This window comes from Bradyrhizobium aeschynomenes, from assembly GCF_013178945.1.
GTDB classification, from domain to species: Bacteria; Pseudomonadota; Alphaproteobacteria; order Rhizobiales; family Xanthobacteraceae; genus Bradyrhizobium; species Bradyrhizobium aeschynomenes.
In genome coordinates this window covers 483360-502622 of the sequence record NZ_JABFDM010000003.1, presented here as the reverse complement: position 1 = coordinate 502622, position 19263 = coordinate 483360, and the positions used below count along the sequence as shown (strand labels likewise).

The following is a 19263-nucleotide window of genomic DNA, read 5'->3' as shown; positions in this document are numbered from 1 at the left end:
ACATCACCGGTACCCTCGCTTGAGCTTTCCAGTCCAGCGCGCGATAAGCGCGATCTCCGCGCGACCACGGGTCTTGTGAACCTCTGTCCGGACAGCCCCAGCCCGCCCGATGCGCCCCCATTCCCGAATAAGGGACCACTCGTTGAAGAGCGTGGGCTGAATGTCCAATTTGTAAAACCGCGCCATGTTGCGGCGCGTATCGACGCGGGTAAGCATGATTGCGGTCATGCGATCTCCTCCTCTTCTTTTTTTTGCAAAGCGCGCGAGACCGTAGCTGCACTGCAGCCGAGCAGCGCACCAATTTCTCGCAGCCCTCGCCCCTCGCGCTGCAGATCCTGCGCATGCGCGATCTGCTCTTTGCTCAACTTGAGCTCGGGCCCAAACCTCCGACCCTGAGCGTTTGCCCGCTCTCTCCCTTCCTTGGTTCGCGCCAAGATCAAGGCGCGCTCAAGCTGGGCGATGGCTGCCAGCATGGTCAGCATCGCCGCCGCCTGTGGCGTATCGGTATTGGCCCAAGGCTCCGCAAGAGACCTCGAAGGTCGGCCCCCTCGCCTCGACCTCGTGAACGATATTGAGAAGGTCCCGAGATGAGCGCGCCAGGCGGTCGATGCGGGTAACGGCGAGCACGTCGCCCTGGTCGAGCGCTGCGATGGCACGGGCAAGCTGCGGCCGATCGGCCCTCACCCCGCTCATCTTTTCGCTGAAGACCTTGACGGCGCCAGCAGCCCTTAGCGCGAGCGCGTCAACTTGCGCAGCATGGTCCTGCTCGGTGGTAGAGACGCGCGCATAGCCGTATTTCAACACTGCAAACTTGCAACAGACATATGCAACAGTCAAAGCTGTTGCACAGACTGATGATCACCAGTGTTGCATTTATTTTGACTTGTGCAACAGCCGACCCCATGTAGACCCAACCGCAAATGGAGAGCGAAGACGTGGTCGAAGCAGTCGAGAAACGCAAGCTGTACCAGGTGACGTGCACCTCGGCTTACAAGACGGCCTTCACGCTCGGGCAAATGATTGACGTTGGTAACGAACCCAACCCCTTCTTTCAGTTCTACGAAACGACACTGGAATATCCGGTAACGGACGGCGCAACCGGCCGGCCGTATAACCTCAATGCGGTCGAGTGGCTGCACCAGGTCAAGATCGGCGTTTTACAGACCGCTCCTCAAATTCTTGCGGAGATCGCATGGACTGTGAGCCAGCATTATATGATGCTGGCTCGTGAGCTACTGATGGAGCAGATTCGGGTAGAGGACTTCAACAGCAGCCCTCCTTCGCGCCAGCGCTGCCTCTACCTGAGCGATACCATTGAGGAGGCCCGCACCTGGTTGCCGCTGCTTGGCGGCAACGGCGCCGTGTGCGAATTGACCCGCACGGGCGTGATTCACCGGGCGGACTCGCGGCAGATGGTCATCCTGAGCGAGCCGCTCCAGGTCACGCGGGACAAAGCCAAGGCGTACTGGCAGGGCAAAGTCAGTGCCGATCCTCGGATGGAAACCTTATTCACCGGCAAAGCCGAGGTAACGAGCATAGGGCTGTAGCTGGCGGTTGCGATCCCTAGATGCGCCCACTATATTCGTACGGCGTCTGTAGCTCAGCTGGATAGAGCTCCCTCTAGTAAAGGGAAGGTCGGGGGTTCGAGTCCCCCCAGAATTCGAAGGGCGCTCCCCTACCGGGTCGAGTGCCCTTTTTCGTTGTGGTATAAATAGTTTATTGCAACCAAAGCGGAGCACATCATTGCCCCCTCGCCGGCCGACCACCCCGCCGCGCCAGGCCCCCGTTCTGAACGCGGCGCAGGTCCGCCGCCGTATCGAACGACTGAAGCAATGCCTCGCTGATCTGGATACGTTTAAGCCGGAGCAAGTGCAAAAGCGCTTCAACATCCCTGAGGTAATGACCATCGAAGCGGGCATAAAGGACGCATTGGCCGCCGCGTTTGGCCACAACACCCCGCGGTACAAGAACTTTGAGGATGCGGCCAGCCTGGACAATGGCCCGGTGACCATGCGCATGGAGCCGGCGTTTGGCCGTGGTGGGTCGATCGACTATGACGCAAGAGACGCGCACGAAGCGCGCCAATACCCTTGCCGAAGGCAAGCAGCGCTCCATTCAGATACTCCAAGGCGCCATCCGGGCACTAGAGACCGACCTGGCGGACCTCGACGACGGCACTCGGGATTCGGAGCCAGCCGCACCTTCCCCACACACAGTGACTGCGGCAAGAAAGGTGTTCATCGTGCATGGCCACGACGAGGGCGTGCGCGAAGCTGTTGCAAGGTTCTTGGAGAAGATCGGCTTCGAAGCTGTCATCCTGCATGAAAAGGCCAACCAGGGCCGGACGGTCATCGAGAAAGTTGAAGCCCACAGCGACGTAGGTTTCGCGGTCATCCTCTTGACCCCAGATGATGAGGGCTGCGTGAAGGGTGGAACGCCTGCACCGCGTGTCAGGCAGAACGTGCTCCTGGAGCTGGGCTACTTCATAGGTAAACTGGGACGCCCGCGCGTCTGCACGCTGAAGGTCGGTGACCCAGAAATTCCGTCCGACTGGCGAGGCGTCATCGACGAGTCTTTCGACAGGGGTGGCGGCTGGCGGCAAACATTATCGAGGGAGCTGGAGGCAGCCGGTTACGAGATCGACTGGAATACGGTTATGCGCGGTTAAGGCGCTAGACTCGGCTGCGGGATGATCGAACAGGCGACACCACCATGAGCTACTCCAAGCGTGTTTTATTTGGGGATGATCCCGCCGATGACGAAGCGCGGCGGGTCATTGCACAATCGACCGCAAACTACCTCGCGCCATTCACATTCAAGATTCCGACACGTCGAAAGAACCGGCTCAAGATCGGCCCCTATTGGGACGCCGCTTGGTCTTCAATGGTCGCCGAGGCCGCCAAGGCCCTGAACATCGAGAGCGTCCAGATCAATGACCAGCGGTGTTTTAAGTCGCAGAACGAGGCTGACGCGGTCAAAGCTCTCGCAGAACAAAATCACCGGGCGTGGATAAAACAGTACGAGCAACCGTCAGGCTGATGCCTTTCGATCCACTCCTCAGGCGCAGAGTCCGCCGGCCTCTGGCGCATGGTTACTGCTGTCTCTGCGCGGGGAACTGCTCCTCGATGATCTTGCGCCACGGCGGCATTTTCGGGCATTTGGTTTTCCCGCAAACAAAGGGAACGGCTAATTCCTCGGCTATCAATGTCGCACCTACCTCGGTCCCATTGACCTTGAGCACGCCGCACTTGCGGCCGGCGTTACACCGTTTGGTGCTGACCGTGCTGGCCGGGCATGAACAGGGGATCTCGGTCAGGTCGACCGGCCCGCTATGCAACAGCTCAATAAGCCTTTCCTTGGCCAGGCGAGCTAGTGCCTTCTCGTCGGCGGAAACCTTGCGGCGAGGCGTCCTGATCTCCGGCGTGTCGAAACCTACTAACCGATAACGCAAGGCCTGACGCTGAGGGCCGACGCCGATTGTATCGCCATCAACAACAGTTATGGCATCGGGGCCGATTGGCTCCGCGCCAGCACAAGCGGTAACCAACGTCATTAATGCAGCTATGAATGCAAACCGGTGCACTTCCCATCCCCGAACTACGTCGACTGTCCCATGACAATAACGACAGGTGCCAATCTGATTCCGGGGGTCTAAATAGCAACCATGCCAAGACGCTATTTCTTTCATATTCGGGATGGCAACTTCGTATCGGTGGACAACGAGGGAATGGAATTCGCGACACCGCGCGAGGCTAACATCTACGGACATCGCCACTGCCCTGAACAAGAAGGCAGTGCCAGGACCACGCGGCGGCGTCTGGAATGCCTCGACGATCGCGGGAAGCCGCAAACGGATGAACGGCATCCTGCAAAATGAACTCTATGCCGGCAGCATCGTCTGGAACCGGCAGACTTTCATCAAGGCCCCCGAGACCGGCAAACGCATCAGCCGCGAGAACCCGCGTGATCAGTGGATGCCGGCTGACGCCGAACACCTCCGCGTCATCGACCGTGACACCTGGGAACGGGTCCAGGCCCGGCGGGAAGAGCGCGGCGGACCAAACGGGTCCTTCGCCACTCGACCGAGGAGCCTGCTGTTAGGGCTGGTCAAGTGCGGGCATTGCGGATCGGGCTATGTCGTGGGAGGTAACGACAAGCGCGGCCCTCTCCTGCTCTGCACTCGCATGAAGGAAACCGGGCTATGCGATAGCCGGCGAACAGTGTCCCGCGAAGCGATCGCGACCCTGGTCCTGAGGGGGATCGAGAACAACCTGGCCGCCCCCGAGCTGATCGCAGAATACGTCCGGGAGTATCACCCCGTATCGCGTGAACTGAGCAGTTCGACGGCACACCGACGCCGCGATCTGGAAAAGCGACTGGGCAACGTCAAGGGCGCCATTGCGAAGGCTGTGGTTGTCTTGCTCGACAGCCCCAGTCGCGCTCTGCGCGAGCGTCTGGCAGCGCTGGAAGCCGAACGAGACGAGATCGAAGCCACCATCGCAGATGTGGCGCCGCCCGCGGTCGAATTCCACCCAAACTCGGCTAACGCCTACCGAAGCAAGGTCAGGAATTTGAAGAAGGCCTTGGCGGACTCAGACGAGGACAGCCGCCTCGCCGCAAACGAGGCTATTCGGGAGATCGTCGAAAAGGTCGTCGTGCATCCGCAGGGCCCGTACAAGCCCGTGCGCGTCGAGATTTACGGCCAGCTTGCAGCCCTTCTCAGTCTCTCTGAGAAGGATGCCGAACCCCCTGCCCAGTCTAGGGGGTGTTGGTTGCGGGGACCTGCAACCATCTCAAATTGCTGTTCGAGGCTCCCGCATAGTCTACGTGGCTTAGGTAAGTTTTATCGCTGCGCTCTGACGCGGTCAGCGCGGTTACGCCAGAGCTTTACGTCAAACCCAGCTTCGCCTTAGGTAATTCGCAGAAGCTAAACTTCAAAGCGCGGATGGAGGTTGCCGGTGGCGTGCATCTTCAGCTTGGCCAGGTGTGCCGTAGACCACGGAAGCCCTGCCTACTCACAGGCCAGCACCGCGGCACCCAGCATCGGAACGAGAGCCTTGACGGACGAGAATTGCCGGGAGAATGGCATCCTCGATGCAGACGCCCAGGCAGTCAGGCGTTGCATGGCGCTTGATGACACCGGCCACGCCGGTTGTGCGGCCCTGGATGTTGCTGTCGAGCTCGAGGCTTACAGCCTCCACACCGCCGTCAACAAACACCTGAGAGACGCCGAGCGTCGTTCCGAGATCCAACCCAAGCACGTACTTGCGGCTCACTCATCCGTGCTTCTCTTCGGCATGACGATCAGCGGGACGAGCGGCTTCTTTCCTTGCTTGTGGCGCCAAACCATGTGGCGAACACCTTCGGCTAATCTCGCCGGCACCCGCATCGGTATGGTCGGCTCTGCATGCCGAGGGCGGCCAGCGCCTGGTCGGCGGCCACCGCGTTTTCCCGTCCGCGTTGTTTGCATGATCGAATCGTGAGCCGAACGGCTCAAGTCGTCAACCCTGCTAGAACCACCTATAGACAGCGACGAGGAAGATCACCAAGAAGCAAGCTGCTGAGATACCCAGCGCACCTTCAGCACTGATATCGAAGCCAAGGACATTGATCTGGAATTTGGGCGGCTGACTCATGGCGTAGCTCTCCATTGAAACTTCTTGGAGAGCCGGGATCAGTTCTCAGGGGCCAAGGTTGATAGGGCTGATTTGCCGCCCGGTGGCAATAAAAAAAATTTCTGTAACCTGATCTATCCGCATTTGTTGCGGAAAAGTGGATAACTCGGCTTTTGCCTTGCTAAGGGATGTCTCCCCCACGGCTCCCGCCAATCGAATGCGGCTTGCTCAGGAAGTAGTCGCGGTTGCCGGTGGCGGCTTCGGCATACTGGTCAATCGCCACCATGATCGCCTGGGCATGGCGATAGCACCACCCCTCATTGGTCAGGAGTCGCCTGCTCTCGTGCAGTGATTTCAGGATCGGCGGCGGGTTCTGCTCGTCGCTGTACCACTTCACCATTTGCGGCCTCCAAGCACCCTGCTCTTCGCCGGCGGAAGCTGGCCTTTCAGCTTGTCTCGCTCGGCACACAGGGCGTCGATCTTGTCCAGCATGCGCTCGAGCAGCGCTTCGGCCGACGCCGTGGGTATTCCCGCCTTCTGCAGCTGCAGGATCTCCCGCCGCTGGCGGTTTACCTGCGTGCGCATGTGCTCGATCTCCGAGCGGATGAAGTCGATGGTCGGCATGGATCAGCCCTGGATTCCTGACCGATCAATGAGAACAAAAAGAGAACATAAGAGTCAACCGACCTCAAATTTTTTTTCCAGAATCGCCGTCAGACCAATTGCTGCGGTGCAGCATCGCCTAAATAGACCGATACCAACATCGGTATTATCAAATTTCAAGGAGAATAATATTTATGAAACAGGTACTTACACCAAAACAGATCAAGACCATCACTTGCGATCGCTGCGGACCACAGCTCGTCGCTTGGATATGGAGATGTGACGGTGCGACCGAGATCACGTGCCTTTCCTGCGGTAACGAGTTAGGGGTCACGGTGGGCGCGATCAGAAGCCAACTTTATTACCACGGGTTCCGTGCTGTTCGTCGCGCCTTCGGACGATAATTGGGTGGGGGCTTCATAGCCCCCATTCACCACCATCGGACGTTGGCCAACGTGATCGTCAGAACCGGTAGAACCCTAAGACGGCCAGCACAATCACCATGGCGGCGCCGATAGCCATGGCGCCCTTGGCGCTGAGGCTGAGGCCCAGGAATTTGACGTGCAGTTCAGGATGGTCAGACATGGCGCAGTTCTCCATTGAGCAAAGCAACTCATGTCTTTCGGGGGGCAAGAGATGTGCGCAGGACTCTCGATCAGGCGCAAGGGGGATGTGAATATTTTTCGGTTGTCGATAGTGCAACCTTGTTTGTTATCAAAGGCTTCGTCAGTCAGTGAGGGGAGTTATTCACAGACCGCGCCTTCACAAAGTCAGAATGAACGCGCGCGCCTGGCGTGAACTCCGGCAGCGAGCAGCAGCGCCACTGCCATCGGATCAAGGACGGCAACAAGCGCCAGCGTGAGCAGCCGGACCGCTCGCTCAAAGTCCGCGGCGGGTATGCCAATCAGCTCGGCGAGATATCGTATTGGTCCGACCTCGACCTCGGCACGCCTGCGTTGCGCGTCAATCTTGCCTTTTTCGATCTGTAGATTGGCGAGAGCCTGGGACTCACGTTGGCGTTCCGCCGCGATGTCGGCACGTTCGCGACGCCTCTGGTCAGCAATCGTCATCGCACCGACCGGCCGGCCAAGGCGCGTCGCCTCGTCGATGGCCGCGTCGATCTGGGCAATACGCCGGTCAATGTCGGTGACCACTCGGCTCTGCATCCCGAGGCGGGCCTCGACGTCTGCGGTCCTGTCGGCAAGGGTGAGATCTATGGATGCCATATGGTCGAGGTGAGCGCGGGTCAGGAAGCCGAATACGCCAACGGCGTTCAGGCCCATCAACACGCCAATCATCAGGACGAGGACGAACCTCAGGAGGGATGGCGCGGACTTCCAATGCTCAGTCAGCCAGGCAGCCGCCACGAGCTTTCCGGCCTCGAGCACGGCGCCCATGATGATGACAGGCCAGAAGGCTCCGGCAAAGATCGCAGTCAGGCCGTCGATGGAAAAGGCAGCCGATACACAAGCCAGCGCCAGAGCCACAATCAAAGCAGCGAACTTGACGCGCGTCGGGGAACGATGAGCTTCCTCCACTCCATACACTCCTGTGACGCCGGCGGCCTCCGTAACGAGAGTGGTGCCATCCGTAACGGTCGGTGTTACGGTTCTCGTTACAATGATCGCTTCAGCGTTACGGCTGATTAGACCCGCGCGCTCCCAGGCTTTCAGGCGACGACCGGTCCGCATCCTATTCCAGCCCCATTGGCGTCCGAGCTCAGCAGCACTGACCGTCACGCGCCCCTCGGGCTGGGAGCGCAGCCAGGCCAGCGCCTCCACGTCATCGAATGGATGGAGCGGAATGGACTCGGTCATGATCAGACGCTGCTCCTTGTGCCTCAGCCCCGCGCGATCGGAGGCGTAGGAAAAGCCGGCTGCTCCAAGGCGATGACGCAGACCTCGGTCGCCGGAACGGGGAGCTGCTTGCCCCACATCTCTCCTGCTCGCCCAGCGGAGAGCAGACGGAGAGGTCCTGCGCGCAGTAGTGCCGAATGGCGGCGATTCTGCCCGCGCCTGGCGGAAGCGGACCAAGCCTCGCGAGCCATGGCCTGCGCGCAGGTGTCCTGCAAAGGTGGCATGTCCGAAGCCAGAGCGGAACAGCCGAATTGCGCGACGTTGCGCGCTACAGCCCTCCCCTCAACGGCCACGATGCGCTGTTGCTGCCGACCTGCCGCCGATCGACACTCGATCTTAGCCGGCCGCATCGGCGATTTGCGTGCGGCTTTAACACCAGCTTTCCTCGATGCTGCACCGGTGCGTGTTGAATTGATGCTGGAGGGCAGTCCGACTGCCCATCTCGGATCTGCGGACGAACAGCATCGCCGATGCAGTTCGATCACTCTGGTTTGTCTCGATAGATCGCTAAGACCCTGCGCTCGGATGCCAATGGTCCGAACGGAGCCGCAGCAAAGATGCAGCCTGAGACTCACCACTCGTGTAGCCACCGCGCGGTGTCTGAGCGTAGTTCAACCTGGGATTCGAGAGGAGCGAGCAGAGAGCGGGTCAACGGCAAGATAAAAGCGCCTCTCCGCGGCGAAGAATCGGCGGTCGTATGTCTTTGTGTTCACTCAGAGCAGCATGGCACCAAAGCAGACCTCGTAGAGTTGCTCGAAGATGAAAGGCGAGGAAAATCAACGTCCCGAACGGCACCATTCGCAGCATGGCGAACTGGTTCGCAGATTGGGACAGTCCTAGCCATGAGCGCTCGGAAGGCCGCCGCCGGACCAACGGAGCTCCGTCCAGGCTCGCGCTGCGCGCGGCCCTCAGAGAGGAGCCGGCCCACGGCCTTGACTGGGCTTCTGTGTCCCGGCTCTTGGCCTCCATGCGCCTATTGATTCTTGTGAGCACAGGCGCTCGACTGACGAAGAGGCGGAGCCCCCTTGGAGTCAGCTTTCTAGTTGAGACCGGAAATGATCCGAGGCACCGAACGTAACGCGAGCGCCCCATTGCGATCCGTCGCGATCATGTGACCGACGTCCGCAATCAGCCCATGGCTGCCGACTTGCGGCGCTGCGGCAAGTCGCCTGTTATCTGGGGTACACCGGCCATAGCGCCACCCCATTCGGAGGATAGCCCATGGTCCGGCAGAGAAAGGCCGTCAAGGCCATGCCATGCCGGTTGTTCGAGGTTGTGCAGAAGAGATTTGCTCGGCATGAGAATTTTAGTCTTTGACCCTGAACGGGACGTCGCGAGCCGATTGCTGCATGCAGATCACTGAGGCAGCGCCACCCCGGCGATTTGCATGACGCCAAGCTGGTCGAACAACTCAATCTGCTCACCGTTCAGCACTGGAATGTAGCAACGACGTCTAGCAGCCGAGATCAAAATACAGAGCTTAGCGTGCTTGATGCTTACCGGCAGGATTGCGTCGCTGCGGTGCTCGGTTCCGTTGACGAAGCATGGCGCGAGGGCGCGCAGCATGCCGCCCGCATCCGGCCAACTGTCAGGTGATTACGATCTCAGGGCGGTCGATAGCCGCACTGGCTTTGTTCTTACTCAGACGCGGCATTGGGCCATCTGATTGCCTTGTTGCGGTTTCTACGAAATCAGCGAACGCCCGTGCTTTGGCACTTGCCAGCCGTCCAGTCGGGAAGACCGCCCACAGGTCGACGGGTGGAAGCTCCCAGTCCTTCAGTAAGCGAACGACGACGCCGCTTTCCAGCTCGGGTGCAAACATCCAGTCGGAGTTGACCGTCAGCCCCATGTCGGCGAGCACCGCGGCGCGGATCCCTTCGGCGGCACTGACCCGGACGCGGCCACGGATTGCGACCGATGCTTCGGTGCCATCCTTTCGGAATATCCAGTTGTTTTCGAGCTGGCTGTAGACGATCGCCTCATGCGTCGCGAGCTCGGCTGGCACAGCCGGAATCCCTGCCTGCTCGAGATAGGCGGGCGTTGCGATGACGGATCGGCGGCCGCTCGCAAGGCGCCTTGCCACCGCCGACGAATCCGACAGTTGGCCCATCCGCAATGAAATATCGACCCCTTCGGAAACGAGGTCGATGACGCGGTCGTCGAGAACGATGTCGATCTCCAGATCGGGATGCTGGGTGAGGAATTCTGGCAGCCGCGGCACGACCAGAAGCCTGGCGAAGGTCGTCGCGGCCGAGACGCGAAGCTGACCGGTCAGGCCAGCTCCCGCGCCCCGCGCCTCCAGCTCCGCCTCGTCGGCTTCGTGGATCGCCGTCTTGGCGCGCTCGTAGAAGCGGAGCCCTGCATCCGTCGGCGTCAGGCCATGGGTCGAGCGCACCAGCAACCGCACCTGAAGCCGGTCCTCAAGCTGCGCGATTGTTTTCGAAATCGCCGGTTGCCCGACCCCGATCTGCCGGGCCGCTCCCGAGAAGGAGCCGGTCTCCACGACGCGCACGAAGGCGGCCATCGCCTGCAGTCTGTCCATATTGCCTATTCTCCAGAGGAATAAGCAATATCGCTTCAAGGCTTCTGCCGCAATATAAGAGGAATGGTCACAACTCTCTCCAACGACAGTCCGATGGAGACAGAGATGATCGAAGTTCACGCCTTCGCCACGCCCAACAGCGTCAAGGTCCCGATTGTGCTGGAAGAGATGGGGCTGGCCTACGCGCTGAAACCGGTCAACGTCCGCAAGGGCGAGCAGAAGGACTCGGCCTTCATTGCTCTGAATCCCAACGGCAAGGTGCCGGTGCTCGTCGATGACGTAGACGGCGAGCGGTTCGTCCTGACGGAAAGCGCCGCCATCCTCGTCTATCTGGCAGAGAAGACGGGCAAGCTCCTGCCACAGAGCGGCGCCACCCGCGCCCGGGTTTTCGAGCAGCTCTTCTTTCATGCGTCAGCTTTGAGCCCCGCCTTCGGCAATGCCGGCTTCTTCAAGCGCTCGTCACCGGAGCCGCAGCCGATCGCTGAGGCCCGCTTCACCAGCGAGGCGGCACGCGTTCTCGGTCTTCTCGAGGCGAAGCTGGCCGATCAGGCCTTCGCCGCCGGTGACGATTTTTCGATCGCCGACATCGCACACTTCGGCTGGCTGTGGCGTCGGCAGTTTCCCGGCCTAACGCTCGACGACCGCCCGAACCTTTCCCGCTGGTACGACGACGTCGCGGCACGCGCGGCCGTCCAGCGAGCCATCGCCCGCGTCGAAGCTCTCGTGCCCGCCGCCTGATCCTTCCCGAACATCCATCCAGTTCAAGACAGCAGGAGAACCATCATGTCCAATTTCAACATCTACAAGGATTCCTTCGCCAACGCCCGCCTGACGCGCTCGGAAAGCGGTGTCCTGGAGGTCGCGCTGCACACCGACGGTGGCAAGCTGATCTTCAATGGCCACACCCATGAGCAGTTCGTCGAGCTCTTCCACCAGATCGGCTCAGATCCGGACAACCGCGTCGTTATCCTGACCGGCTCCGGCGATGCCTTCATGGATGCGATCAGGCCCGAGGGTTTCGATTTCTTCTCGCCGCGCGGCTACGACAAGATCTATCGCGAGGGCAAGAAAGTCCTCATGAACATTCTCGACATCGAGGTGCCACTGATTGCCGCCTTGAACGGTCCCGTTCTCCTGCATTCGGAATATGTGCTGCTCGCCGATATCGTGCTGGCCACGCCTGAGACCGTCTTCCAGGACAAGCCACATTTCGACTTCGGCATTGTGCCTGGCGACGGCGTCAACCTGCTGTGGCCGGAAGTCATCGGCAGCGTTCGCGGCCGCTATTTCATTCTCACCCGGCAGATCCTCGACGCCCAGACCGCCAAGGAATGGGGCGCGGTGAACGAAGTGGTGCCGGCCGACAGGCTGCTTGCCCGTGCTCACGAGATCGCTGAGAGCCTTGCCGCTCTGCCTCCGCTGACGAGCCGTTACACCCGTATCGCACTGACCCAGAAGCTGCGCCGGATCATCGATGAAGGTGCCGGCTATGGCCTGGCCCTCGAAGGCATCAGCGCCGCTGAGGTTGCACGCTCCATGGCGTCCAATGGCTGACCATCCTCCCCCCGATCATCCATCGAAACCAAGTTTTCCACGGAGAACAATCATGACCCTGCAATCCAAGCTCGACGCCTTCAAGGTCGATTTTGAAGCCGGCAAACCGCCGTACAATGTGCCCTACGCAGTCATCGAGACGATGCGCCGCGCCACGGCCGAGTTGATCGCTTCCGGTGCTGCCCAGCGCGCGCTGAAGGCGGGCGACAAGCTGCCGCCCTTCGTGCTGTCCTCCTCGGAGGGCAACAAGGTCTCGTCCGACGATCTTCTGTCCAAGGGACCGCTGGTCATCAGCTTCTACCGTGGTGTCTGGTGCCCCTATTGCAATATGGAGCTTCAGGCGCTGCAGGAAGCGCTTCCGCAGTTCAAGGAACTCGGAGCAAGTCTGGTCGCGATCTCGCCGCAGAACCCGGCGAACAGCCGCAAGTCCGTCCGGCAGAATAGCCTGTCCTTTCCGATCCTGTCGGACCCGAATAACGACGTCGCCGCTGCTTTCGGCCTGCGTTTCGAGATGCCGGACTATCTGATCGAGCTCTACAAGTCGCTGAAGAACGACCTGCCGGCCTTCAACGGTGATCCCAGCTGGACCTTGCCGATGCCGGCCCGCTTCGTCGTCGGCCAGGACGGCGTCGTCCTCTATGCCGAGGTGAATCCGGACTACACCCGCCGTCCCGAACCGGAAGACATGCTGCCGGCGCTGCGCCGCGCCGCCAGCCTCGCCGCCTGATCTAAACCCGCTCAAATAGGCCCCACCCACAAGCAGCGGGGCCGAAAGGATATCTCATGAAGAGAACCTTCCTGATCACCGGCGCCAGCAAGGGCATCGGCCTCGCACTGTCACTCCGCCTCGCAAAACAGGGACATGCCATCGTCGGCATCGCGCGCAACGCGTCGGAAGGGTTCCCCGGTGAATTGCATCTCCTCGACCTCGCCGATCCGGCCTCTGGCGACAGGCTCGCCGCGATCATCCGGGAGGCCGAAGTCGACGGCGTCGTCAACAATGTCGGCCTCGTGCGTGCGGCACCCCTTGGCGATATCGCTGTCTCGACGCTCGAGGAAGTCATGCGCGTCAACCTGCATCCGGCGCTGGTCGCGACGCAGACAGCCCTTCCGGGCATGCGCTCACGCGGATGGGGAAGGGTCGTCAATATCTCCAGCCTCACCGTGCTCGGCAGCGTCGAGCGCACGAGCTATGCGGCGGCCAAGGCTGCGCTCGTGAGCTTCACCCGCAGCTGGGCCCTGGAGCTTGCCGCGACAGGTATCACCATCAACGCCGTTTCGCCGGGACCGACCGAGACCGAGCTGTTCAGGGCGAACAACGCCCCTGGAAGCGAGGGGGAAGCGCGCTATCTCGCCGGAGTTCCGATGCGCCGTTTCGGCAGGCCGGAGGAAATCGCTGCGGCAGCGGCCTTTCTTCTATCCGACGACGCGGCCTTCATGACCGGTCAGACGCTGCATGTGGATGGAGGGGCCTCGATCGGCAAGCTTTCACTGTGATGCAGTTGAAGTGCTGCATTCGGCCGACGCGACAAATAATGAGCTTACCCCTGATCTGGGCTACTGCGCCGGAGATGGCGCGATAGCTTTCGGTCGTTCAATCAATCGGCGATTTCACAGGGCGGGTCCTGCGCTGATGAACGTCCGGCCCTGGTGCGATCTTCGCGCGGCCTTTGAGGTAGGTCCGTCGGCGTTGTTCTAGCCCTGCCTCGACCTCCTCCAGGTCCCACACGACGCATCGGCGCGTGAGATTGAACCTTCATGGGAACTTGCCGCGCTTCTCCGTTTCGTAGATCGTGCTATTTCACAGCGGGAAAATAAGCCGGAGTTCATGCCGTCTGATCGTTCGTGGGGCCGGTCAGCACGGTTGCGGGGCCGGAATACCCTACAAGGTCTCGAATGGTCGTCATCCTGATACGGCATCAGTAGGACGCTTATGTGGCTTTGGCTTCTTGGTCATATCTATCCTCCGGTGGTTGGAGGATTGCTGATGCAGTCCAGACTTTGCCCGTTCGCGTAGATGTCCGATCTTCGAGGCCGACGCTGACTGTACTTTGGGCCGTGATTTCGGTTAGGGTGTCTGACCTAGAATGGCGCGCAGAGAGCCGATAGTAGTCGATAGATGGCTTGCGATGTGGCGAACTCCGAGTGGTGTCGGCAAGCATCGTAGCGGTAGGCTTGACTGTCCTGTGGAGCGCTGCCGCAAAATTCTATGATGTGCTGATTGCTGCGATTGCTCAATGTTCTCGCGAGGTCGGAGTCTGTGGTCTCGGCCGTCCTTTTTCGGGCATTCGCCTCCCCAAGGTGGCCGTTCGGCAGTCGCATGTTGCCCTCCGGCAACCCCGCTCGCCTGGCGTACCGCTGCACGCCGAAATAGACCGGGACTTCCGAAGAGTGGACAAGCGATGTAGCGGACCCCTGACTCGCCCCCCCCACACGTCTCAGGATGCTCGTTAGTTCGGAGTCATTTTTCTGGCAAAACTGACCGCCTCCAGCCCAGGATCCGTGGGGTGAGGGCGTCGACCTGGGGGCTTCTCCCAATTCGGACCTGCGGGAAAAGCCATTGCGGTTCAATCGTGCTTCAAGCCGCATTATGTCCGAATGGGCCTTGAGTGTATTCAGCCACCGAAACCCTTCCAAGCTGGCGCTCTCGCGCGGTCTAGGTCGCGCTTTCGAAATACGCGCGCCCGCGCGCGGCTCGTTTTCAACCTGGTCAGTATCGGAATATGTCCGTTGATTGGGGCAGACCAGACGTGGCGGGTCGGTGGTCGGCACGACGCGAACAGCCCATTACGGACTTGGAAGGTTGCTCGTACTCACGATCGAACCGGGCTGGATCACGATGTCCGGGTTACCTCTGGTCCCTACCGTTCGCGCGGACATCCTGGGGGCGGCAGCCACGGGCCAAGAGCCGAATTCGTTAATAGTCTGCAAACCTGTTCTGAAGGAGCAGTGCAACCAAGAGGACGGACGTGCTATCATGCGGAGCTAGGCGAGGTTTTCCGGCGATGAAAGTGGGAATGAAGGCCATCATCGTTGCTTATCTGACGATCTGGACGACAGCCGTGGCATCGCTGGCCGTGCTCATGATCCGGCCGCTCTATCCAGAGCTTTACACGTCCGTGGTGCGCATTGAGCGCGACATCTTGGAGTTGCTTCCGGCACTAACTCCATTCATCGCGTTTCCCATCGCTTTTGGTCAGGCCATGAGCGTAGTACGAAGGCGGAACACATTTGATGAAGGCATGCTCATCCGTTATTTCGTCGGCACTCCGATCTGCATTTTTTTCACGCTCCTGGCCGCTATTTCCCTCCTCACGCTGATTTTCGCTCCGATAGCTTTCATTTTGGGCCTGACTTATGGTGCTATTCCCCTTTTGGTCGGAGTAATAATTCACTGCTTCGGAATGTTGCCGCTATATTTCTTAGATAGATGGCTGCGATCATCCGCGAAGACTGTGCCTGCAGAGAGCGTCCGCTAAGGGTCACGTGCTGCCTTACCGAACAAGCTAGCGTCACGGCCGGTGTACCGCGGATAGTTGCCGACTTGATGCAACGCCGCAAGTCGGCAGGCTCCAGGCCATTTACGGCCCGGCCGCGCCGCCCGTCACCTCCGCAATTCGCCCTTATCGGACCTTCTCGGTCGGGTGCATCGACGGCAGCTTGCGGCCCGGCCCCCTGACAACACGACTCGTCGGACCGAGTGTCACTGTCGGATGCATAGCCGACGTCAGCGGCGCCGACCTAATGGACGCCTATTCGCCGCCGTTCACCGTCCCTCGCACTACCCATGATTCATCCAGGTTCTATGTCTGACCGGGATCATAAATGCTCGATCGGGCCCATTGTGATCTGGAGTGACAGCATGGGAGATCGAAAGTATCTGACTGCTGAGGAAGTCTCGGAGCGCTATCGCGGAGCAGTGAGCGTAGGGACGCTGCGGAATTGGCGAGCCATGCGTGTCGGGCCGGCCTTCGTCAAAATCGGCAAAGCGGTCCTCTATCCGATTGATCAACTCGACGCCTGGGACAAGCGAAACATGGTGGCGTGTCGTGCGTCTAGACGACTGATCGTGACCGAGTCTGATCAAGGATGATGATCACGTTCGTCACGCGCTACCGTCCCCACTCCCCGTCCCCACCAGGTCGACGATTTTCGAAAATCGACACTACATCAATTAGATAGCTGCGGCGCTACGCTCATGCACAATCATCCCAATACGTTAGTTGGTACGCGGTGGGATAATGCAGACTTCGCAGGAAGGTCGACCTATAGTCTTGCTGTTTGAGAAAGGCGACAGCCTCGCCCTGTGAACGGTTCGACCAACTCCGCCTGAATGTTCTTCCAGAGCACCCCAGCGACACGAGTACCAGGCTCTGGTCAAGGTTTTAGGAATTCGCTGGGATCGACGCCGAGCGCCTTTGACAGCTTACCGAGCATCGTCACAGATGCGCTGTACACCCCCGTCTCCAGTTGACTGACATAGCTCCGGTCGACTTTTGCTCGGAACGCGAGCTCCTCCTGCGTCCAGCCCTTTCCCGTTCGGAGGCGACGCAAATTCCGAGCAACAGTATCTCGCAAATCGTTCATTCGTGAACGAATGCGGCCTGTTGAGCATACCCATCAATTGAGTATACTCAACAAAGCCAGATGGCTCAACAGGCGGACGCGAATGCGCGCTCGATTGGAGGCTCCACCATGGGAAATCAGACCGTCGGAGAGAGCGATGCCGTCCAGAACGCGCAGGAGAGCTCAGCTGCAATCGCGTCGTCTGCGGCCGATGACCAAAGGTTGCTCACTTTGGAAGCGCAGTTGACGGCGCTCCTGGATGAACTTGCCAGGATGCAAAATGAACAAGCGAGGTCCCATCGAGCTGAGGTCGAGGACATCCTGGCAAAGCTGTATCCCGTCGAACATGCACTCATGACAGTGCCTGCTCGTAGCATAGCCGGATTGGGCGTGAAGGCACGTCACACTGCCCACGTCGTGTCAGAGTACTGGGACAAGCCGATCGACCAAATCGATTGGCATGCCAAAGCGGTTCGCCTGCTCATCGAGGCGGTCTGTGAGGTGGCGGGCACCCCCGTCCCGGCCATCATGCTGCAGGACTGAACTTCTTTTTCTTCGCTGTGGCATCCAGCTTTACGGCTCGATCTGGGCAAACATTCCTCTCGCCTACTCCGTTAGCATAACCATGGAGCATGATCAGCGCGGTCGATATTTGCGAGGTGTGCCCCGCCGAAGACGACGGGGCTCCTTACGCGTGCAACATCCTGGAGCACGACCGTGCGGACCCGTGATCGCAAATGGTCCTTGCCGGCGACTCCAGATAGAGCGATCTTGCGTCTCGCACGCGCACTTGCTCGGATAGCAGCGAGGGAAGATCATGAACGCGAGATCGCTTCCCGACGGGAAGAGGAAGACGGCAGCAATTTACGCTCGCTTCTCCACAGACCTGCAGAACGAACGATCGATTGAAGATCAAGTTTCGCTTTGTCAAAGCTACGCGGAGCGCGAAGGCCTCGAGGTCATCAATATTCACGAAGATCGCGCGCGGTCTGGCGGTTCTGTCATGGGACGCGACGGCCTTCTGCGGCTGCTTGATCAGGCAAGGGACAGATGTTTTGAAGTCGTGATCGTGGAGGCACTCGACCGCTTGTCACGCGACATGGAGGATCTCGCAGGCATCCACAAGCGCCTCTCGTTTCTCGGTATCGAGATCAGAGCCGTTCATGAGGGGGTCGTGAACACGGTGCTTGTCGGACTACGGGGATTGGTTGGCCAGCTCTACCGTGAGGACAATGCACACAAGGTGCGACGCGGTCAGGCTGGCCGAGTTAGTCAAGGTCTCGCCGGCGGGGGCGTAACCTATGGCTATACGCCTGTAGCCGGCAAGAGCGGAGAGCGGGCGATAGTGGAGGCCGAAGCCAAGATCGTGCAGCGGATCTTCCAGAACTATGTCGACGGTCGAACGCCACGAGACATTGCACACGACCTGAACCGGGAAAACGTGCCGCCTCCGCGTGGGCGATCGTGGAATGCCTCGACTATTAACGGAAACCGCATGCGCTGCTCGGGCATCCTGCAGAATGAGCTCTATGTCGGGCGACTCGTCTGGAACAAGGTCCGTATGGTGAAGGATCCAGACACTGGCAAGCGCCTCTCTCGACCAAACCAAAAGAGCGATTGGCGGATTGTCGAGGTGCCACACCTTGCCATCGTGAGCGCCGACCTGTTTGAGGCGGCACAAAGACGCAAGGGCGAACGCAGTTCCACCCATCCGAGCTATCAGCGCCGTCCCCGCAGGATGCTGTCCGGCCTTCTGCGCTGCGCAGCCTGCGGGTCGGGCCTGTCAACGAATGGCCGCGACAAATCTGGGCGGGTTCGTGTTCGATGCTCGGCAGCGAAGGAAAGCGGCACCTGTTCTGACGCCAAGACTTTCTACCTCGACTTGATCGAGCGGGCGGTTCTTGGCGGTCTGCGTGCCGAAATGCGCTCGCCGAAGGTGATTGCGGAGTATGTGACGACTTACCTGGAGGAGAGGAAGCGGTTGGCAGCTTCAGCCAGCGCGAAAAGAGGGCGATTGGAACAGCAACTCGGGCAATTGAACCGCGAGATCGATCGGCTGGTTGACGCAATTGCCAAGGGGCATGGAGATCCTTCGATTCTCGGCCCGCGGTCCACGGCTTTGGATGCCGATCGGAAGCGGATCATGGCCGAATTGCAAAGGCAGCCACCCGCCCCGCAGCCGATCGCGCTCCACCCCGTCATTCTAAGGCGATACGAAGAGCAATTGATGCGGCTCGAAAGTGTGCTCGGCAAAGGTGTGAGCGCAGGTGACGAGGAGGCTGCCGAAGCAATCCGAGATCTCGTGGAGACGGTGACGGTGTCGAGAGATGACACACGCCCGGGCGGGGTCTGTGTCGAAATTGAAGGCCGTCTCAACTCGCTGATTGGCGGTGAGGCCTACCCAAGCAGAGTGAAGGGAGTGTGGGGAAAGGTGGTAGCGGGGGAGGGACTCGAACCCCCGACCCCAGGATTATGATTCCCGTGCTCTAACCAGCTGAGCTACCCCGCCACGGTGTCCGATCAAGGC

Annotated in this window: 25 protein-coding genes, 2 tRNA genes and 1 pseudogene; 14 read left to right on the top strand and 14 right to left on the bottom strand. The window is 60.0% G+C overall.

The window, feature by feature from the left end; genetic code table 11:
* Positions 1-3: 3 nt before the first annotated feature.
* From HL666_RS11365 to HL666_RS34150, 3 genes are read right to left on the bottom strand one after another with little or no spacing between them, the layout of a single operon-like run.
* Positions 4-228: a WGR domain-containing protein gene (locus HL666_RS11365; protein ID WP_172181436.1), complete on the bottom strand. Its 225-nt coding sequence runs from the start codon at positions 226-228 to the stop codon at positions 4-6.
* Positions 225-473, bottom strand: a complete 249-nt coding sequence (locus HL666_RS34155; RefSeq protein ID WP_246741536.1) for a helix-turn-helix domain-containing protein — start codon at positions 471-473, stop codon at positions 225-227. The genes HL666_RS11365 and HL666_RS34155 overlap by 4 nt, the downstream gene beginning before the upstream one ends.
* Positions 448-801 (bottom strand): recombinase family protein, encoded by a 354-nt coding sequence (locus tag HL666_RS34150; RefSeq protein ID WP_283814785.1) that lies wholly within the window; start codon positions 799-801, stop codon positions 448-450. The genes HL666_RS34155 and HL666_RS34150 overlap by 26 nt, the downstream gene beginning before the upstream one ends.
* Before the next feature lie 134 nt (positions 802-935).
* Between HL666_RS34150 and HL666_RS34405 the strand changes: the two genes are divergently transcribed.
* The 4 genes from HL666_RS34405 to HL666_RS11340 all read left to right on the top strand — a co-directional run bounded on the left by HL666_RS34405 (position 936) and on the right by HL666_RS11340 (position 3039).
* A complete protein-coding gene (locus tag HL666_RS34405; RefSeq protein WP_172181434.1) occupies positions 936-1547 on the top strand; it encodes a DUF2441 domain-containing protein in 612 nt (203 codons plus the stop codon).
* A 41-nt stretch (positions 1548-1588) separates the two neighbouring features.
* Positions 1589-1663, top strand: a tRNA-Thr gene (locus HL666_RS11350).
* A 390-nt stretch (positions 1664-2053) separates the two neighbouring features.
* Positions 2054-2668, top strand: a complete 615-nt coding sequence (locus HL666_RS11345; RefSeq protein ID WP_172181433.1) for a TIR domain-containing protein — start codon at positions 2054-2056, stop codon at positions 2666-2668.
* Positions 2669-2712: 44 nt separating this feature from the next.
* On the top strand, positions 2713-3039 hold the full coding sequence (locus HL666_RS11340) for a hypothetical protein (protein WP_172181431.1): 327 nt from the start codon (positions 2713-2715) through the stop codon (positions 3037-3039).
* A 52-nt stretch (positions 3040-3091) separates the two neighbouring features.
* Here HL666_RS11340 and HL666_RS11335 read toward each other — a convergent pair whose 3' ends face one another.
* Positions 3092-3583, bottom strand: coding sequence for a thermonuclease family protein (locus HL666_RS11335; RefSeq protein ID WP_311975740.1), 492 nt, complete (start codon positions 3581-3583; stop codon positions 3092-3094).
* Between the two features lie 81 nt (positions 3584-3664).
* On the opposite strand from HL666_RS11335, the pseudogene HL666_RS34570 reads away from it, so the two are divergent.
* Both HL666_RS34570 and HL666_RS11330 read left to right on the top strand, forming a co-directional pair.
* A pseudogene (locus HL666_RS34570) lies at positions 3665-3751 on the top strand (DUF6894 family protein); the annotation flags it as partial.
* A gap of 16 nt (positions 3752-3767) precedes the next feature.
* On the top strand, positions 3768-4913 hold the full coding sequence (locus HL666_RS11330; protein WP_376698590.1) for a recombinase family protein: 1146 nt from the start codon (positions 3768-3770) through the stop codon (positions 4911-4913).
* A gap of 102 nt (positions 4914-5015) precedes the next feature.
* Here HL666_RS11330 and HL666_RS11325 read toward each other — a convergent pair whose 3' ends face one another.
* The 8 genes from HL666_RS11325 to HL666_RS11295 form a co-directional block, all read right to left on the bottom strand.
* Positions 5016-5276 (bottom strand): hypothetical protein, encoded by a 261-nt coding sequence (locus HL666_RS11325; RefSeq protein WP_172181429.1) that lies wholly within the window; start codon positions 5274-5276, stop codon positions 5016-5018.
* Positions 5277-5510: 234 nt separating this feature from the next.
* Complete coding sequence (locus HL666_RS11320) at positions 5511-5651, bottom strand: hypothetical protein (RefSeq protein WP_172181427.1); 141 nt, start codon at positions 5649-5651, stop codon at positions 5511-5513.
* 145 nt (positions 5652-5796) lie between these two features.
* Positions 5797-6015, bottom strand: a complete 219-nt coding sequence (locus HL666_RS11315; protein WP_172181425.1) for a hypothetical protein — start codon at positions 6013-6015, stop codon at positions 5797-5799.
* Complete coding sequence (locus HL666_RS11310) at positions 6009-6239, bottom strand: hypothetical protein (protein WP_172181423.1); 231 nt, start codon at positions 6237-6239, stop codon at positions 6009-6011. Before HL666_RS11310 ends, HL666_RS11315 begins: the two co-directional genes overlap by 7 nt.
* Before the next feature lie 441 nt (positions 6240-6680).
* Positions 6681-6803, bottom strand: a complete 123-nt coding sequence (locus HL666_RS34400; RefSeq protein ID WP_283814784.1) for a hypothetical protein — start codon at positions 6801-6803, stop codon at positions 6681-6683.
* 185 nt (positions 6804-6988) lie between these two features.
* Complete coding sequence (locus tag HL666_RS11305; protein WP_172181421.1) at positions 6989-8035, bottom strand: hypothetical protein; 1047 nt, start codon at positions 8033-8035, stop codon at positions 6989-6991.
* 1395 nt (positions 8036-9430) lie between these two features.
* Positions 9431-9640, bottom strand: a complete 210-nt coding sequence (locus tag HL666_RS11300) for a hypothetical protein (RefSeq protein WP_172180999.1) — start codon at positions 9638-9640, stop codon at positions 9431-9433.
* Between the two features lie 22 nt (positions 9641-9662).
* A complete protein-coding gene (locus HL666_RS11295) occupies positions 9663-10616 on the bottom strand; it encodes a LysR family transcriptional regulator (protein ID WP_172181419.1) in 954 nt (317 codons plus the stop codon).
* 105 nt (positions 10617-10721) lie between these two features.
* Here HL666_RS11295 and HL666_RS11290 point away from each other — a divergent pair, with 105 nt between their 5' ends.
* From HL666_RS11290 to HL666_RS11265, 6 genes are all read left to right on the top strand, one after another.
* Positions 10722-11354 (top strand): glutathione S-transferase family protein, encoded by a 633-nt coding sequence (locus HL666_RS11290; RefSeq protein WP_172181417.1) that lies wholly within the window; start codon positions 10722-10724, stop codon positions 11352-11354.
* A 45-nt stretch (positions 11355-11399) separates the two neighbouring features.
* Positions 11400-12170 carry an enoyl-CoA hydratase/isomerase family protein gene (locus tag HL666_RS11285; RefSeq protein ID WP_172181415.1) on the top strand — a complete coding sequence of 257 codons (771 nt, stop codon included), beginning with the start codon at positions 11400-11402 and terminating at the stop codon, positions 12168-12170.
* 52 nt (positions 12171-12222) lie between these two features.
* On the top strand, positions 12223-12897 hold the full coding sequence (locus HL666_RS11280) for a peroxiredoxin-like family protein (protein WP_172181413.1): 675 nt from the start codon (positions 12223-12225) through the stop codon (positions 12895-12897).
* 56 nt (positions 12898-12953) lie between these two features.
* Positions 12954-13667 carry an SDR family oxidoreductase gene (locus HL666_RS11275; RefSeq protein ID WP_172181411.1) on the top strand — a complete coding sequence of 238 codons (714 nt, stop codon included), beginning with the start codon at positions 12954-12956 and terminating at the stop codon, positions 13665-13667.
* A 1520-nt stretch (positions 13668-15187) separates the two neighbouring features.
* Positions 15188-15649, top strand: coding sequence for a hypothetical protein (locus tag HL666_RS11270; protein WP_172181409.1), 462 nt, complete (start codon positions 15188-15190; stop codon positions 15647-15649).
* Between the two features lie 383 nt (positions 15650-16032).
* Positions 16033-16263 carry a helix-turn-helix domain-containing protein gene (locus HL666_RS11265; protein ID WP_172181407.1) on the top strand — a complete coding sequence of 77 codons (231 nt, stop codon included), beginning with the start codon at positions 16033-16035 and terminating at the stop codon, positions 16261-16263.
* A gap of 284 nt (positions 16264-16547) precedes the next feature.
* Here the strand turns inward: HL666_RS11265 and HL666_RS11260 are convergent, their stop codons facing one another.
* Positions 16548-16757 carry a helix-turn-helix domain-containing protein gene (locus HL666_RS11260; RefSeq protein ID WP_172181405.1) on the bottom strand — a complete coding sequence of 70 codons (210 nt, stop codon included), beginning with the start codon at positions 16755-16757 and terminating at the stop codon, positions 16548-16550.
* A 108-nt stretch (positions 16758-16865) separates the two neighbouring features.
* Here HL666_RS11260 and HL666_RS11255 point away from each other — a divergent pair, with 108 nt between their 5' ends.
* A complete protein-coding gene (locus HL666_RS11255; protein WP_172181403.1) occupies positions 16866-17279 on the top strand; it encodes a hypothetical protein in 414 nt (137 codons plus the stop codon).
* A gap of 274 nt (positions 17280-17553) precedes the next feature.
* The gene (locus HL666_RS11250; protein ID WP_172181770.1) at positions 17554-19212 is read left to right on the top strand and encodes a recombinase family protein; all 1659 of its coding nucleotides are present in this window, start codon (positions 17554-17556) and stop codon (positions 19210-19212) included.
* On the opposite strand, the gene HL666_RS11245 is transcribed toward HL666_RS11250, so the two are convergent.
* Positions 19169-19245: transfer RNA gene (locus tag HL666_RS11245), tRNA-Met, on the bottom strand. The two genes, HL666_RS11250 and HL666_RS11245, sit on opposite strands and share 44 nt — an antisense overlap.
* Positions 19246-19263: the final 18 nt, after the last annotated feature.

Coding starts and splice junctions, on each gene's coding strand:
- HL666_RS11345 (WP_172181433.1), top strand. CDS start 2,054: ATGACGCAAGAGACGCGCACGAAGCGCGCCAATACCCTTGCCGAAGGC.
- HL666_RS11255 (WP_172181403.1), top strand. CDS start 16,866: ATGGGAAATCAGACCGTCGGAGAGAGCGATGCCGTCCAGAACGCGCAG.
- HL666_RS11315 (WP_172181425.1), bottom strand. CDS start 6,015: ATGGTGAAGTGGTACAGCGACGAGCAGAACCCGCCGCCGATCCTGAAA.
- HL666_RS11290 (WP_172181417.1), top strand. CDS start 10,722: ATGATCGAAGTTCACGCCTTCGCCACGCCCAACAGCGTCAAGGTCCCG.
- HL666_RS11295 (WP_172181419.1), bottom strand. CDS start 10,616: ATGGACAGACTGCAGGCGATGGCCGCCTTCGTGCGCGTCGTGGAGACC.
- HL666_RS11250 (WP_172181770.1), top strand. CDS start 17,554: ATGAACGCGAGATCGCTTCCCGACGGGAAGAGGAAGACGGCAGCAATT.
- HL666_RS11280 (WP_172181413.1), top strand. CDS start 12,223: ATGACCCTGCAATCCAAGCTCGACGCCTTCAAGGTCGATTTTGAAGCC.
- HL666_RS11300 (WP_172180999.1), bottom strand. CDS start 9,640: ATGCTGCGCGCCCTCGCGCCATGCTTCGTCAACGGAACCGAGCACCGC.
- HL666_RS11340 (WP_172181431.1), top strand. CDS start 2,713: ATGAGCTACTCCAAGCGTGTTTTATTTGGGGATGATCCCGCCGATGAC.
- HL666_RS11365 (WP_172181436.1), bottom strand. CDS start 228: ATGACCGCAATCATGCTTACCCGCGTCGATACGCGCCGCAACATGGCG.
- HL666_RS11270 (WP_172181409.1), top strand. CDS start 15,188: ATGAAGGCCATCATCGTTGCTTATCTGACGATCTGGACGACAGCCGTG.
- HL666_RS11260 (WP_172181405.1), bottom strand. CDS start 16,757: ATGAACGATTTGCGAGATACTGTTGCTCGGAATTTGCGTCGCCTCCGA.
- HL666_RS11310 (WP_172181423.1), bottom strand. CDS start 6,239: ATGCCGACCATCGACTTCATCCGCTCGGAGATCGAGCACATGCGCACG.
- HL666_RS11320 (WP_172181427.1), bottom strand. CDS start 5,651: ATGGAGAGCTACGCCATGAGTCAGCCGCCCAAATTCCAGATCAATGTC.
- HL666_RS34155 (WP_246741536.1), bottom strand. CDS start 473: ATGCTGGCAGCCATCGCCCAGCTTGAGCGCGCCTTGATCTTGGCGCGA.
- HL666_RS11305 (WP_172181421.1), bottom strand. CDS start 8,035: ATGACCGAGTCCATTCCGCTCCATCCATTCGATGACGTGGAGGCGCTG.
- HL666_RS11275 (WP_172181411.1), top strand. CDS start 12,954: ATGAAGAGAACCTTCCTGATCACCGGCGCCAGCAAGGGCATCGGCCTC.
- HL666_RS11265 (WP_172181407.1), top strand. CDS start 16,033: ATGGGAGATCGAAAGTATCTGACTGCTGAGGAAGTCTCGGAGCGCTAT.
- HL666_RS11285 (WP_172181415.1), top strand. CDS start 11,400: ATGTCCAATTTCAACATCTACAAGGATTCCTTCGCCAACGCCCGCCTG.
- HL666_RS34400 (WP_283814784.1), bottom strand. CDS start 6,803: ATGTCTGACCATCCTGAACTGCACGTCAAATTCCTGGGCCTCAGCCTC.